Below are 14,309 nucleotides of genomic sequence, written 5' to 3'. Positions count from 1 at the left end.
ATCGTGAAGACGCCTACGACACCGGCGGGCGTCGCTACGCTCGTTCGCGCCCTGAAGCCGGGAGAGACGGTCGGCTTCATGTTGCGCGTGCCGTCCTACAAGGCGGCGCCGCCTTTGGCGGGCGTGACGTTCTCAGCCGGCCATGGCGACGTGGGCGTTTCGTTCGCTACTCAGATCGTGGAACTTCCGTAGCTCGCAACGCCGTGCGAACGGGTCGCCCGGCTAAGGTGCGGAAGGGTCGGCTCGGGCCGTACGCGTGCCCCGGCGACCTCCTCGGCATCTCGATGCCTGCGCGAGGCCTCCCATCCTTCCAGCCCCGATGCTTTCCTGCGGTCTCGTCTGGCCTGTAGGGAGACGTGACCGGAGGCCGGGGCTGGCTCGCATGCCCGGCCTTTGCCCCCCTCCTTCCCCGGCGCGAAGCTTCTCTGGCTCAGGACCAGCGAGGACGGTGAATACCCGAGACGGCCTCGCTCCTGGCGGACTGCTGTTTCCTCGTAAGACATGCGATGATGCCAGCCAGCCACCGTGAGGAGCGACGATGAGTGGGAAGTGGTTCGACGAGCTTCAGGTCGGACAGACCTTCGATCACGCCATCCGTCGCACGGTGACCGAATCGGACAACGTGCTGTTCACGGCTTTGACCCACAATCCCGCGCTGCTCCACCTCGATGAGGAGTATTGCCGTACGCAGACGGAGTTCGGCCGCCGCATCGTCAACAGCTGCTTCACCCTGGGGCTGATGGTCGGCATCTCGGTCGGCGACACCACGCTAGGCACCGCGGTCGCCAACCTGGGATGGGACGAGGTGCGCTTCCCGAAGCCGCTTTTCCACGGGGATACCGTGCGCGTGGAGACCGAGGTGATCGAGCTGCGCGATAGCCGTTCGCGCCCCGACCAGGGCATCGTCACCTTCGAGCACAGGGCTTACAATCAGCGCGACGAACTGGTTGCGAGCTGCAAGCGATCGGGCCTGCAGCGCCGGCGGCCGAGCGGCCAATGACCCTGCGGTCCTGGCTGTTCGTTCCCGGCGACAGCGAGAGGAAGCTCGGCAAGGCGGACGCCAGCGGGGCGGACGTGCTGATCCTGGATTTGGAGGACTCGGTGGCGGCTAAGGCCAAGCCCGCGGCCCGGGCCCTGGTGGCCGGCTTCCTGGACGCGCATTCCCGACCGCGGCCTTCACAGCTATGGGTGCGGATCAATCCCCTCGACAGCGGTCTGGCGCTGGAAGATCTCATCGCCATCGTTCCGGGCCGTCCGGATGGCGTCATGATCCCGAAGGCGGGCGGGCCTGCCGACGTGGAGCGACTGTCGCACTATCTCGACGCGTTGGAGGCCCAGCACGGCGTCAAAGCCGGCGCGATCCGCATCGTTCCGGTTGCCACTGAAACCCCAGCGGCGCCATTCCAGCTTGGCGACTATGCAAAGGCGACCCTTCCTCGGCTGGCCGGCCTCACCTGGGGGGCGGAGGACCTGGCCACGGCCCTCGGCGCCAGCACCAACCTCGACGAGACCGGGCGCTGGGCGCTGACCTTCCGCATGGTGCGGTCGCTGACCTTGCTGGGCGCCCGGGCCGCCCGGGTCCAGGCCATCGACACGCTCTACGTCGATTTCCGCGACGAGGAAGGCCTGCGGACATCGTGCCAGGCGGCACGTGCGGAGGGCTTCACCGGGCGCCTCGCGATCCATCCGGCCCAGGTCGCGGTGATCAATGCAGCGTTTCGTCCCTCCGCGGACGAGATCGATTTCGCGCGCCAAGTGGTCGCCGCTTTCGACGCCCACCCATCTGCAGGCACGGTGAGCCTGGATGGGCGCATGCTCGACATCCCCCACCTCAAACAAGCCAGGCAGGTCCTCGCTGCGGCCGGGTCGAGCGCCTGACGCCCACCTAAAGCCCGGGCGGGAGAATTCCGATGCAAAGCAAGCCGGCCGAAGTCGGTTCCGTCGCCCTGAAAGCAGTCGGCCTGGAGTAAGCGCCTGCCCTGCCGTCCGCGAGAAGAGCGTCCTTGTTCGGGATAAAGGCGGCCGGGACGCCGCCAAGTGCGGCTGGGTCTCTAGAGCCGGGTCGCCACCAGCAGGCGGCCAGGTCCCAGGCGGTAGAGCACCTTGGGCAGGTCGGCGGGGCTGACGGCGAAACAGCCTTCGCTACGACCAAGCCGACCGTGCTCAAGGACCATGTCGGGGCCGACGTACCAGGCCGCGTGGACCACGATCTCGCGCGCTTCGGCGTTGCAGTTGGTCGCGTCGAGCCCGTGCAGGCGCATGGAAGGTCCATGCCCGCCGATGTAGTAGTCGCCGGTCAAGTAGTCGCCGGCCGAGGTCGCTTCAGACCCGGGCAGGTTGGAGAAGCTCTGAAGCCAGCCCGTATGCTCCGGATCGGATCCGCGGCCGTGCGCCACCAGCAGGGTGTCCACCTTGCCGGTCGCCATCTCCACGAGGTGGAAACGCGGGCTGCGGGAGGGCTTGGTGAAGTCGGCCACGCCTACGATGTCGGCACGAGTTGTCCGGGCTCCAGCCCGGCTGAGACCCGCCCTGGCGGCGGCGACCACCGCGTCGGCTTCGCCAGCGCGCACCTTGCTCGCCAGCGCAGCGACACCCAGCGAAGCGACCGACGCCTGCAGGAAGCGGCGGCGACTGCGAGCGGATGGCTCGGATCGATGCGTATGCAAGGCGAAACCCTCGAACGGCGCGGCGGAGACCAAGCGATCGACCGACGCTACGATTCACTGTGTGAGTTTATCGTCTGTAAGCGGCGATGAAGAGGAGGGGCAGCAAGATGTCGCACCCGCTCAGACCGGCGCCGTGCCCGCGTGATCCTGCTTGTACAGCGCCGCCCGCCGCCACCTAGGCGGCCTGGGGCGGAAGCTAGCTGCTCCGTGGCCAAGGGTCAGGTTGGTGATGTGGCGTTGGCCAGCGGGATGTAGAACAGGTCGCCGTCCCAGTTCAGCCACCCCTGCCGCCCGCCCCGGTCTCTGAGCCGGTCGAACATAAAGGCCGTCGATCTGGAACCGCCATGGTCACGGCCCGTAGTAGCTCGACAGGTGGGCAGGCGGCCCGCGGGTCAGGACTGCGCCCATGCAAGCGATGCGCGCGGAAGTCAGGCGCAGGCCAGGCGTGTCGACGTCGCCGTTCTCTGCCGATGAGGACTCGGCCTTCAAGGGCGCAGGCCTGTGAGGCCCCGGGCTGATCCGGCGGGGCCGGGCCAGGAGAGCGTCTGGGCCTATCCCCGGCCGGCGATCGCCGAGCCTACCTCCAGGCGCCTGCGGATCGTGCATCGGGGCGTGGTCGTGGCCGACACCGTCCAGGGCGTGCGGACTCTGGAGACCAGCCATCCGCCGACCTACTATGTCCCCCGCGCAGACGTCGCGCCGTCCGTGCTCCGTCCGGTCGATCGCCGCTCGTTCTGCGAGTGGAAGGGCTGGGCGGTCTATTACGACGTTGAGGTTCCCGGCGAGCGCTTGGACTCGGCCGCCTGGAGCTATCCGGCGCCCACGCCCGGCTTCGATCTGCTGAAGGATCATCTGGCCTTCTACGCCGCGCCCTTCGACAGCTGCACGGTCGATGGTGAGCAGGTGAGGCCGCAGCCCGGCGGCTTCTATGGCGGCTGGATCACGGCCCGAGAGGCGGGACCGTTCAAGGGAGGGCCGGGCAGCCAGTCCTGGTGACCCTCGGCCAGGCCGCCCTCGGCCAGGCCGCCCTCGGCCAGGCCGCAAGGGCCCGGTCGCTGCGCGGCGGCTCTGCTCGTCTGCGCCAGGGATACGGCGCGCCTGTCGGGGACGCCGCCCCTCAGCCATGGCCGACGGCGATCAGGGGCGCGGCGTCCGCGATGGGCGCGCTCGGGTGCAGGGCCGCACCTGAGGCGTGGGGGGCCAGGCGGCCATGGCGGCGGAACCTTCACCAACAGCGGCGACGTGTACGGCGGCTCGGTCGCCTTGTGTCGCAGGCGAGGTCTGGCGGTTTGGGTTGGGCGCCTCAGCGGACGCGATAGCGCAGCCGAAGGAAGACACGGTCTTCGGACCTGTTCGAATTGACGTCGTCCGCAGGGTCCGCGTCGTAGCCGGTACAGGCGCGGCCCTAGAAGGTGTGGCCGTATTCCACCGATGCATCGAGCCGGAAGGGAATGACGCGGTAGACGAGTTCGGCGCTCACCTGTCCCGATGAGCCCAAGCCATTGACCGCGTTCAGACCGCTCTGGGCGTTGTAGAGGCTGGTGGTCTCGCGGAAGACGTAGTCGCCGTTCAGGTTGAGCGCGAGGCGCGGCGTGAAGCGCGTCTGCGTGGCGAGGCCGATCGAGGGGCTCCAGTAGCTTGCCGTGTCGATGTTGAAGCCCGAGGCGTTCTCCCGGTCGGCGTTTCCGTAGTGGTCGGCGCGCACGTGAGCCTGGACGGTCTCGGAGGCGCTGACCCGCGCGACCGCCGCGGTCAGCTCGATCAAGTCGCCACCCCGCGCGAGCGAGCCCTCCGCCGTGGCGCTGGCGGCGCGGGCGCTGATCAGATCGGGCGCATAGGCGCCCGAGATGTCCAGGGTGACGGGGAAGGCGCCCTGGCGGAGCGCCCGGTACATGGAGGAGAAGATCGGCTCGGCGAAGCCGTCGCGCCTGGACGCCCGTGTCGATCCGCCGGCCAGCTCGTCCCTGACCGACTCCGATCCCGCATTGACCTCGGCCGAGACCGCAAGGTTGCGGATCACGCCGTAAGAGAAGCGCTGGATCACGTCGGTGGTGTCGGCGCCCTGACGCGAGGAGAGCGCGCCGGGCGCGTTGTAGGTGTCGGTATGCAGCGCCTCGTAACTGAGCTCGCTGCTCCCGAACAGCTCGCCGGGGCGGGCATGTAGGTGGGGTCGCTCAGCTCGTGGCTGGCCACTGTCGCCATGTACCTGGCGGTGACCGTGGTCGTGTCGGGATTGACAGGCTCATCCTGCGCCAGGGCCAAGGCCGGGGCCGCTGCGGCGACCAGCCCGGGCAGGACGCACCGCGAGGCGGCGCCCAGCCGGCTGGCGGCGCGCCGAAGAAGCTGGAAGGCGAAGGGGCGACCCGGCATAGGCCTACCCTGCTCCAACCCGGGCCGCCGGTCGATACGCCCGAAGGGTCCAGCCTGCGCTGCCTCGTGCCTCATGGCCGGCGGCGGCTCCTCATCCCCAGAGCCTGGCCTCCGGTGGGGAGATCAGCGAGTCCGTGATGGCCAGTCCGGGCTCCCGGTCCCGGGCCAGCAGCAGGGGACCGTCCAGGTCCACCACCGCGGCCTGTTGGGCGATCAGCAGGGCCGGGGCCATGGCCAGCGAGGTGGCGACCATGCAGCCGGCCATGATCTCGAGCCCCTTGGCGCGAGCGGCCTCGCGCAGGGCCAGGGCCTCGGTCAGGCCGCCGGCCTTGTCCAGCTTGATGTTCACGCAGCCGTAGCGGCGGGCGCAGGCGTCAAGCTGGCTGCGGGTGCGCAGGGACTCGTCGGCGCAGAGCGGCACCGGGCTGGCATAGCCCTCGAGCGCCGCATCGTCGCCGGCGGGGAGCGGCTGCTCGATCAGCACAACGCCCAGGCGCGCGAACTCCGGCGCCAGCCGGCGCAGCGTGTCGAGGTTCAGCGCCTCATTGGCGTCCACCACCAGGGCGGACCGCGGGGCGGCGGCGCGCACCGCCTCCACCCGGTCCAGGTCGTCCGCCCCGCCGATCTTCAGCTTCAGCATTGGGCGGTGCGCCGCCGCCCGAGCCGCCTGCGCCATCTCCGCCGCCGGGCCGAGGCTGAGGGTGTAGCAGGTCTGCACGGGTTCCAGGCGGGGAAGGCCGGCCAGCGTCCAGGCGCGCACGCCGGCCGTCTTCGCCTCCAGGTCCCAGAGGGCGCAGTCGAGCGCGTTGCGGGCCGCCCCGGGCGCCAGCAGGTCCTGCAGCTCCGCACGCCCGGCGCCCACCTCGACGGCGGCGCGGACCTGCTCGATCTGGGCCAGGCAGCCCTCCACGCTCTCGCCATAGCGGGGGTAGGGCGTGGACTCTCCCCTGCCGCGGTGCGGGCCATCGGCGATCTCGGCCACCAGCACGCGCGCCTCGGTCTTGGCCCCGCGGGCGATGACGAAGGCGCCGGCGATGGGCCAGCGCTCTTCGGCGACGGTCAGGCTGCGCATCGGTCGGGCTTCAGAAGTCGCCCACGGCGGCTTCCAGCAGCAGGTAGGCCCGTCCGGCGTCGGTGGCGAGCAGGGTCGTGGCCGCCTGCACGTCCTGGGCGCCGCCGCCGCCGTCGCCCAGCAGGGCCTGGTAGCGGCCGACGAAGCGGTCGACCTGCTCGCGCAGCCCCTTGTCGGTGAGCACCCGTCGCGACAGGCGGCGGATGGCGGCGGGAGCCAGGCGGCGCACCGCGTCGCGGGCCGCGGGGGCGTCGCCCGAGCTCAGCGAGACGGCGACGTCCTCCAGCCGCGTCCGGGGCAGCAGGGCCGCGGCGTCCACCCCCAGCGCCTCGATCTCCTGCACCATCTGCGAGGCCAGGGCGTCGGTGTCCTTGGGCGCATCGTCCATGGAGGTGAGCAGGTCCTTCCAGGTCCACTCGTCCAGCTCGGAGTCCCACTCGCTGCGGCCGCTCGCCGCCCGGGCGGCGGTGGCGGCTTCCGGTTCGGGCCGGGGAGCCGAGGGGGCGAACACCGCCTTCAGCGCTTCGTCGGCCTCCGTCGGCGTGAACTTCAGCCGCGGCCGCAGGCCCGGCTCGGGCGCAGCCGGCTCGGCGGCCAACGGCTCTACGGCGACCAGTTCGGCGCCTCGCACAGGCTCCAGGAGCAGGTCGGCGGGGCCGGCCGACGCAAGGGCCGCGGCCTCCGCCTCCCGAGCCGCGGCGCGGCCGAACACGGGGGAGGGGACCGACGCTCGAGCCGCGAAAGCCGCTTTGCGCTCCGCAGGCAGCGGGAGTTCGGGACGAGGGGCAGGCTCCGGCGACCGTCGCAGGGCTGCGAAAGGGTCGAAGCCGGTGAGGGATGGCTCGGGACTTGCGGCGTCCTCAACGCGGGCCGCCGGGACGACCGGCTCGGCGGCGGCTGACGCGGAGGCCCCTGTGGTTGGCGCGGTTGAAGACGGGGCGGAGGAGGGCGGCGCAGGGCCGGCGCCCCGCGGCGGCGCCAGGTCGCGGCTGAAGTCGACCGCTCCGGCCACCCGGCCCATCAGCCGCACGGCCTCGCTCAGCGTCTCGTAATTGCGCCGGATGCGGTCCTGGAAGGCCGCGTCGATGGCCTGGGTCTCCTCGGTCGCCCGCCTCGCGGACGCGGTGAGGTCGGCCAGGCTCCGCTCCACTCCGGCGCGCACGGCTTCGGCCTGCTGGCGCGCGGCGTCGGGCAGGCGCGCGAGCTGGGCGTCGATCTCGCCCAAGGCTCCTGCCAGATCGCCCAGCGCCCCGCGGCTGGCGCCCAGGCCCGCCTCGATGCGCTGGCCGGCGCGCGCGCCCGCCTCCTCCACCAGGGCGGCGGTCTGGTCGATCATGCGCCGGGCGTCGCCCAGCCGGGTCTGGAAGGCCTGGTCGGCGCGCTGGCCGGCGGCGAAGGCCAGCTCGCCCAGTTGCTCCACCTCCATGCGCGCCGCGCCGACACGGACGCTTGCGGTAGTCTGGGCGGCTTGCGCCTCGGCCGCCAGGGTGCGGCGGGCGTCCTCCCCGGCGCGGGCGAGGGCGTCCAGGGTGCGATGCAGCTCGGCCTGGGCCTCCTGGCGCGCCTCCACCGCCTCGGTGCGCAGCGCCCCCTGTTCAGCCCGCACGCGCGCGGCCAGCTGCTGCGTCTCGTCGCGGGCGAAGCCGATCACGCCCCGCAGCGCCTCGGCGCCGTCCGCGGAGGCGGCGGAGAGCTCGCCCACTCCGGTCCGGGCGTCGGCGATCACCTCCGTCATCCGGGCCTGGTGTGTCTCCAGCCGCGCCGCCAGGTCGTCCTGGTCGGTGTCTAGGGTGGAGAGCAGGTTGGAGAGCGCATGCCGCTGCTCGTTCAGCCGCGCCTCCAGGAAGCGCAGCCGTTCCGACAGGGCGGCGGCGGCCACGTCGAGCCGCTCGGCCTGGTGGGTCAGTCCCTCACCGGCCTCGCGCGCGGCGGTCCCGGCGTCGGTGCTGGCCGCGGCCAGGCGCTCGGCGCCCGAGGCCAGCGTGGCTTCCGCCTCCTGCAGTTGGCTCCGCGCCAAGTCGGACGCCTCGGCCACCAGCCGGCTCTGCCTCTCCACGCCCGAGGCAAGCCCCTCTGCATGATCGCGCAACGAGGCCAGCAGCCCCGTCACCTCCTCACGCTCCCGGGTCAGGGTCTCGCCCACTGTGCGGGCTGTGAGCTGGGCCTGGGCGGCGGTCTCTGTCAGCCGCTCGGTCTCGCCGGCCAGGGCGTCGCGCACCGAGATCAGCTGGCCGTGGGCGGCGATCGCGGCGGCGGAGACCCGCTCCACCTCCATGCGGACGCTGGCGGCGATGTCGCCGGTGCGGGCGGCCGCGAGCGCTGCGGGCGTCATCATGTCCTCGGCCAGGCTGCGCACCCAGCGCGCCTCCGACGCCAGCCTGGCCCCCTGCCGCGCGGCGAACGCGCCCACGAAGATGAACATGGCCGGGAGCACGGCCAAGAGCACGATGATGGCCAGCTGCATTGGCGCGCGCGCCAGCCCGTCCAGGCCCCCGACATAGCCGATCATATAGGCCAGCAGCATGCCCGCCCAGGCGAGCGAGGCGATCCCGGCGAACAGGTAGGCATGACGCGCCAGCCCCGCGTCGGGGGCCCCGCGCCGGGTGGCGGGGCTGACGCCGAGCAGTGCGTCGCTGGGCTCGGGCAGGGGTGCGCGTGGGTTCAGGGGCTTGGACATGGGGCCTAGCCCTCCGCGGTCGGACAAGGCGCGGCCTTTCGGCGGCTCGTCCGGCGTGAAGTTCAGAGGCTGAGGTTGCCGACGCTTGCTGGATCTCATGCCCGACCCGTGACGCGGCGGCCCACCCCCGATGCGCAAACCCCGCCAAGTTCGCGCACAGGGCGAAAAGTTACGGCCAAGCCGGCGATCCGCAAAGCGACGAATCATCTCTTAGGGTTAATGTGTATGATCTGTTCCTGGCCAAATGCGCGCGGCCGTCGCGGCCATGCGCGTCATCCCGTCCGCGAGGCTCAGGCGATAGGATGTCGATCGACGCCCGGCGGCGGGAAGAAGGAAGGCGGAACTCATGCGGCATAAGACGGTGGTACGGACAGGTGCGATCCTCCTGGCGGCGAGCACGCTGGCCCTGGCCGGTTGCGCGGACATGCAGCCCAACGGACCCGGACCGGTGACCGGCGCACCCTACGGCTATGCGCCCCCGCCGCCTGCGCGACCGATGGAGGGCGGGTTCAACCCGCAGGAGTTCGCCTGGTCGGTGAACGGCGGCCCGGGCGAGATCGCCGCCCACGTCGCCTACCGCTCGGTCTCTGGCGAGCGGTGGACCTGTTCGGGCCAGGTGATCGCGCTGATCCCGGCCACTCACTATTCCGCGGAGCGGATGCAGGTGCTCTACGGCTCCCAGGCGCGGGCCGTCGTCCCGGCCGTCGAGGTGCGCAACCGCAACGCCGCCCGGCCGGGGATCGACTACGGCCGATATGTGCGGACTGCGACCTGCGACGCCCGCGACGCCATGGGCTTCGCACGCCTGCCCATCGGCCCCTACTTCCTGATCGCTCGCGCCCGCCCTCGCGGCCACAACGCCGGCCCAAACGACGGCGTGGTGATCATGCAGCGTCTAGATGTCGGCCCGGGGCTGACGCACGTGATCCTGCCGACGCCGTGAGGCGCGCCTGATGCGCTTCGACGACCGCTTCCTGGAGGAGATCAAGGCGCGGCTGCGTCCTTCCGACGTGATCGGGCGCACGGTGAAGCTGCGCCGCCAGGGGCGGGAGTATGTCGGCCTGTCGCCCTTCACCAAGGAGAAGAGCCCCTCCTTCTACGTCAATGACGAGAAAGGCTTTTTTCACGACTTCTCGTCCGGCAAGCACGGCGACCTGATCGCCTTCCTGCAGGAGACCCAGCGCCTCTCCTTCCGCGAGGCGATCGAGCAGCTGGCGGCCGAGGCCGGTGTGCCCCTGCCGACGCCTGATCCGCGCGAGGCGGAGACCGAGCGCCGCCGCCAGGACCTGCACGGCTGGATGGAGGAGGCCGCTCGCTGGTTCGAGGCCCAGCTCCGCCGCCCCACAGGCGACCCTGCTCGCCGCTACCTGGACGGGCGGGGGCTGCCGGAGGCCGAGCGCGCCCGCTTCGGCCTGGGCTATGCGCCCGCCGGCCGCACGGGGCTGAAGGACCATCTCGTCGCCAAGGGCGCGCGCCCGGCTGAGCTGGTCGAAGCGGGGCTCCTGATCGCGCCAGAAGACAGCGGTGCGCCCTACGACCGCTTTCGCGACCGCATCATCTTCCCGATTACCGACGGGCGGGGGCGTATCGTCTCCTTCGGCGGCCGGGCGCTCGATCCGCAGGCCAAGGCCAAGTACCTGAACGGCCCGGAGACCGCGCTCTTCCACAAGGGCTCGACGTTGTACGGCCTGCCCGAGGCCCGCAAGCTGCTGCACGCGCCCGGGGCGAGCGAGGACGCGGCCCTGGTGGTCGTGGAGGGCTACATGGACGCCATCGCCTGCCAGCGGGCCGGCATCGCCGCCGTCGCCCCGCTCGGCACCGCCCTGACCGAGGAGCAGATGGCCGCGCTCTGGCGGCTGACGCCCGAGCCCGTGCTCTGCTTCGACGGCGACGCGGCCGGCCAGCGCGCCGCCCACAAGGTGATCGACCGCGCGCTCCCGCTGCTGAAGCCCGGGCGGTCTTTCCGCTTCGCCCTCCCCACCGGCGGCAAGGACGTGGACGAGGTGCTGCGGGAGCAGGGGGCGGAAGCGTTGCGGGAGCAGCTTGCCGAGACCAAGCCGCTGGCAGAGGTCTTGTTCGAGCGCGAGCGCCTCGCCGCAGAGCCTCTAGACACGCCGGAGCGCCGCACAGGGCTCAAGGTGGCCTTGCGTAAGCTTGCTGGCCTGATCGCAGATCGAGAATTAGCGGAGGAGTACAAGGACGAATTGATCAGCCGGTTTATGATCTATACTAGGCCGCAAATCATTAGCCCCGCACAAGCAGCGGGAGTAATGAGTAGGTATAGATGGGACAAAAAAAGGCGTCAGCCGATACATGGTGCATCTGTTGAGGGTGTGAGGGCCGCTAAGGTGCTTTCGGCTTCTATCCCACCGTTTTCAGCGGCAGCGGCCAACGGTGTGATTTTTCATCCGATGTTTGCCGATCAACGCATCGAGTCAGTACAGGAGCAAACGTTTGGTCAGAAGTCGCTTTCCACCTTTGCCGACGGTTTCATCCAAATTCGGATTCGCCACGACGAGCTCAACGCCGAACAGCTGCACCACGATCTCGTCGAGCGTGGCTTCTCTGCTCAGATGGATCGAATAAGGGCTGCTGCCGCTCGAGCTCATGCTCCGTTCCTGAGCCCAGATTATCCCACCCGAGCAGGTCGCGAGCTTTGGTCGCAGCTTTTGGACGAGGTGACTCGATTGGCCGGTCTGGAAAGAGCGCTCAGCGACCTTAAATTAGAACTCTCCGACGAGTTCGAGGTGCTCACCGACGCTTGGCGCTTGCGAACCGAGCACCGCGTCGCCGAGCTATGGCGGATCAAAGCCGAACGGGATGTTGTTAGGCAAGAGCTAGGTTCGGGAACTTTTTGGGAGCGGGCGGTGTCACATCTCGACCCGCGCATCCTACATTAAATAAGTGTTCGGACGCTTCGCCCGTCCGGATCGGAGACGAGAATGACAGTCAACACGGCCGAGCCGGAAGCGGCGGAAACCACCCACGACGGGCCGCTGCTCGACCTCACCGACGCCGGTGTCAAGAAGTTCATCAAGCAGGCCAAGACCCGCGGCTACGTCACCATGGACGAGCTGAACAAGGTGCTGCCGTCCGAGGAGGTCACCTCCGAGCAGATCGAGGACACCCTCGCCATGCTCTCGGAGATGGGCGTCAACGTCGTCGAGAACGAGGAGGCGGGCGAGGAGGCTACGGCAGAAGGCGGCGCGGTGGTCGCGCGCGAGGAGTCGGCCGTCGTTGCTACTGATGGCAAGCCGGCGTTCGACCGCACCGACGACCCCGTACGGATGTATCTCCGCGAGATGGGCTCGGTGGAGCTGCTGTCGCGCGAGGGCGAGATCGCCATCGCCAAGCGCATCGAGGCCGGCCGCGACACCATGATCCGGGGCCTGTGCGAAAGCGCCCTGACATTTGAGGCCATCATGGTCTGGCGCGAGGAGCTGCGCGAGAGCCGCATCCTGCTCCGCGAGATCATCGACCTGGAGCAGACCTACGGCGGCCTGAATCCCGCGGTCGTTCCAGGTGCTGAAGGCGCCCTGGTGGTCGGCGACGCGCCGGCCGAAGCCCCTGTCGAGGGCGAGGCCGCGCCCGCAGGTGAACCGCGCCCGGACGGCGAGGCCGAAGGCGAGAACGAGGACGACTTCGATGACGGCGCCGGTCCCACCGTCTCCGCCATGGAGGCGGAGCTGCGCGAGGGCGTCATGGCGACGCTCGACGCCATCGCGGAGGAGTTCGAGACCTTCCGCAGGCTTCAGGAGCGGCTGGTCTCGCGCCGGCTGGAAGGCAAGGACCTGGGCGACGAGGACCGCAAGGCGTTCGACAACCTGTCCGGCGGCATCATCGTCCACCTCAAGACCTTGAAGCTGAACAACAACCGCATCGAGCAGCTGGTCGAGCAGCTCTACCTAATCAACAAGAAGCTGATCGGGCTGGAGGGCCGCCTGCTGCGCCTGGCCGACAGCTACGGCATCTCAAGACTCGAGTTCCTGAAGGCCTATTTCGGCGCCGAGCTCGACCCCCGCTGGACCGACAAGGTCAAGCCCATGGGCGTGCGCTGGACCAAGTTCGCCGAGAAGGAAGGCGACCAGATCGCCGACATCCGCGGCGAGATCGCCATGCTGGCCACCGAGACCGGCGTGCCCATAGACGACTACAGGCGGATCGTCCAGACGGTGCAGAAGGGCGAGCGCGAAGCCCGCCAGGCCAAGAAGGAGATGGTGGAGGCGAACCTGCGGCTCGTTATCTCCATCGCCAAGAAGTACACCAACCGCGGCCTGCAGTTCCTGGACCTGATCCAGGAGGGCAACATCGGCCTGATGAAGGCGGTGGACAAGTTCGAGTACCGCCGGGGCTACAAGTTCTCCACCTACGCCACCTGGTGGATCCGCCAGGCCATCACCCGCTCGATCGCCGACCAGGCGCGCACCATCCGCATCCCGGTCCACATGATCGAGACGATCAACAAGATCGTTCGCACCTCGCGCCAGATGCTGCACGAGATCGGCCGTGAACCGACGCCGGAGGAGCTGGCCGAAAAGCTGGTCATGCCGCTTGAGAAGGTTCGCAAGGTCCTCAAGATCGCCAAAGAGCCGATCTCGCTCGAGACGCCCATCGGCGACGAGGAGGACAGCCACCTCGGTGACTTCATCGAGGACAAGAATGCGGTCCTGCCCATCGAGGCGGCGATCCAGAGCAATCTTCGTGAGACCACCACTCGCGTGCTGGCGTCGCTCACCCCGCGGGAGGAGCGGGTGCTGCGCATGCGCTTCGGCATCGGCATGAACACCGACCACACCCTTGAGGAGGTCGGCCAGCAGTTCAGCGTCACCCGCGAACGCATCCGACAGATCGAGGCCAAGGCGCTGCGCAAGCTGAAACACCCGAGCCGCTCGCGCAAGCTCCGGAGCTTCCTGGACAGCTGAGTCCGCGCCCTGCTATTCGGGGCAGGTGATTCATCCTTTGTTCCTGGGTCGCTCCGCGTGAGCGCGCTTCGCGCCCTGCACCGGGAGCGGCTGGCGGATCCCACGCCCTGCGGTTCGCTGTGGATCGACCTGAACGGGACGGAGTGCGCGCTCCGCTGCTCGGGCGCGCTCTGGCTGCCCGGCGAGCAGGCGCTGGTCGCGGCCGACCTGCACCTGGAGAAGGGGTCCGCCTACGCCGCCCGCGGCCAGCTCCTGCCCCCCTACGACACCGCCGACACCCTGGCGCGGCTGGAGGCGGAGGTTGTGGCCCTCGCCCCCCGCACCGTCATCCTGCTCGGCGACAGCTTCCACGACGCCCGTGCGCTCGGCCGGATCGCGCCGGCGCACAGGCTTCGGCTGACCGCGCTCGCGCTCGGCCGTACGCTCATCTGGGTGGAGGGCAACCACGACGTGGCGCTGCTGGCCGAACGCGGCGCGGCCCTGCCGGGCGAGGTGGCCGACGAGGTGCGCCTCGCCACCCTGACGCTCCGCCACGAGCCCCAGCCCGGCCGTCAGCCGGGCGAGGTCGCCGGCCACCTGCACCCCTGCATCAAGCTCGCCCG

Annotated in this window: 12 protein-coding genes; 8 read left to right on the top strand and 4 right to left on the bottom strand. The window is 70.0% G+C overall.

The window, feature by feature from the left end; genetic code table 11:
- The 3 genes from HUV06_RS16015 to HUV06_RS08970 all read left to right on the top strand — a co-directional run.
- Positions 1–192 (top strand): hypothetical protein (locus HUV06_RS16015; RefSeq protein ID WP_217433739.1); only part of this gene is annotated, 192 nt, incomplete at its 5' end.
- A gap of 346 nt (positions 193–538) precedes the next feature.
- Positions 539–1,000 (top strand): MaoC family dehydratase, encoded by a 462-nt coding sequence (locus tag HUV06_RS08975; RefSeq protein WP_174300933.1) that lies wholly within the window; start codon positions 539–541, stop codon positions 998–1,000.
- Complete coding sequence (locus HUV06_RS08970; RefSeq protein WP_174300932.1) at positions 997–1,878, top strand: CoA ester lyase; 882 nt, start codon at positions 997–999, stop codon at positions 1,876–1,878. The genes HUV06_RS08975 and HUV06_RS08970 overlap by 4 nt, the downstream gene beginning before the upstream one ends.
- Before the next feature lie 173 nt (positions 1,879–2,051).
- Here the strand turns inward: HUV06_RS08970 and HUV06_RS08965 are convergent, their stop codons facing one another.
- Positions 2,052–2,570 (bottom strand): murein L,D-transpeptidase catalytic domain family protein, encoded by a 519-nt coding sequence (locus tag HUV06_RS08965; RefSeq protein WP_217433738.1) that lies wholly within the window; start codon positions 2,568–2,570, stop codon positions 2,052–2,054.
- Positions 2,571–3,167: 597 nt separating this feature from the next.
- On the opposite strand from HUV06_RS08965, the gene HUV06_RS08960 reads away from it, so the two are divergent.
- A complete protein-coding gene (locus HUV06_RS08960) occupies positions 3,168–3,662 on the top strand; it encodes a DUF427 domain-containing protein (protein ID WP_174300930.1) in 495 nt (164 codons plus the stop codon).
- Between the two features lie 409 nt (positions 3,663–4,071).
- On the opposite strand, the gene HUV06_RS08955 is transcribed toward HUV06_RS08960, so the two are convergent.
- From HUV06_RS08955 to HUV06_RS08945, 3 genes are all read right to left on the bottom strand, one after another.
- Positions 4,072–4,710 (bottom strand): hypothetical protein, encoded by a 639-nt coding sequence (locus tag HUV06_RS08955; RefSeq protein WP_174300929.1) that lies wholly within the window; start codon positions 4,708–4,710, stop codon positions 4,072–4,074.
- Between the two features lie 417 nt (positions 4,711–5,127).
- On the bottom strand, positions 5,128–6,108 hold the full coding sequence (gene dgcA / locus HUV06_RS08950; RefSeq protein WP_174300928.1) for an N-acetyl-D-Glu racemase DgcA: 981 nt from the start codon (positions 6,106–6,108) through the stop codon (positions 5,128–5,130).
- A gap of 10 nt (positions 6,109–6,118) precedes the next feature.
- Positions 6,119–8,785: a hypothetical protein gene (locus tag HUV06_RS08945; RefSeq protein ID WP_174300927.1), complete on the bottom strand. Its 2,667-nt coding sequence runs from the start codon at positions 8,783–8,785 to the stop codon at positions 6,119–6,121.
- A 346-nt stretch (positions 8,786–9,131) separates the two neighbouring features.
- On the opposite strand from HUV06_RS08945, the gene HUV06_RS08940 reads away from it, so the two are divergent.
- The 4 genes from HUV06_RS08940 to pdeM all read left to right on the top strand — a co-directional run.
- Positions 9,132–9,728, top strand: a complete 597-nt coding sequence (locus HUV06_RS08940) for a hypothetical protein (RefSeq protein ID WP_174300926.1) — start codon at positions 9,132–9,134, stop codon at positions 9,726–9,728.
- A 10-nt stretch (positions 9,729–9,738) separates the two neighbouring features.
- Positions 9,739–11,685 carry a DNA primase gene (gene dnaG / locus HUV06_RS08935; RefSeq protein WP_174300925.1) on the top strand — a complete coding sequence of 649 codons (1,947 nt, stop codon included), beginning with the start codon at positions 9,739–9,741 and terminating at the stop codon, positions 11,683–11,685.
- A 42-nt stretch (positions 11,686–11,727) separates the two neighbouring features.
- Positions 11,728–13,707, top strand: coding sequence for an RNA polymerase sigma factor RpoD (rpoD, locus tag HUV06_RS08930; protein ID WP_174300924.1), 1,980 nt, complete (start codon positions 11,728–11,730; stop codon positions 13,705–13,707).
- Between the two features lie 57 nt (positions 13,708–13,764).
- Positions 13,765–14,309 (top strand): ligase-associated DNA damage response endonuclease PdeM (gene pdeM / locus HUV06_RS08925; protein WP_254600998.1); only part of this gene is annotated, 545 nt, incomplete at its 3' end.

The organism is Caulobacter sp. S45, assembly GCF_903642205.1.
GTDB lineage: Bacteria > Pseudomonadota > Alphaproteobacteria > Caulobacterales > Caulobacteraceae > CAHJWH01.
Note: the sequence above shows the minus strand (reverse complement) of the source record. Positions and strands in the feature narration are given on the sequence as shown.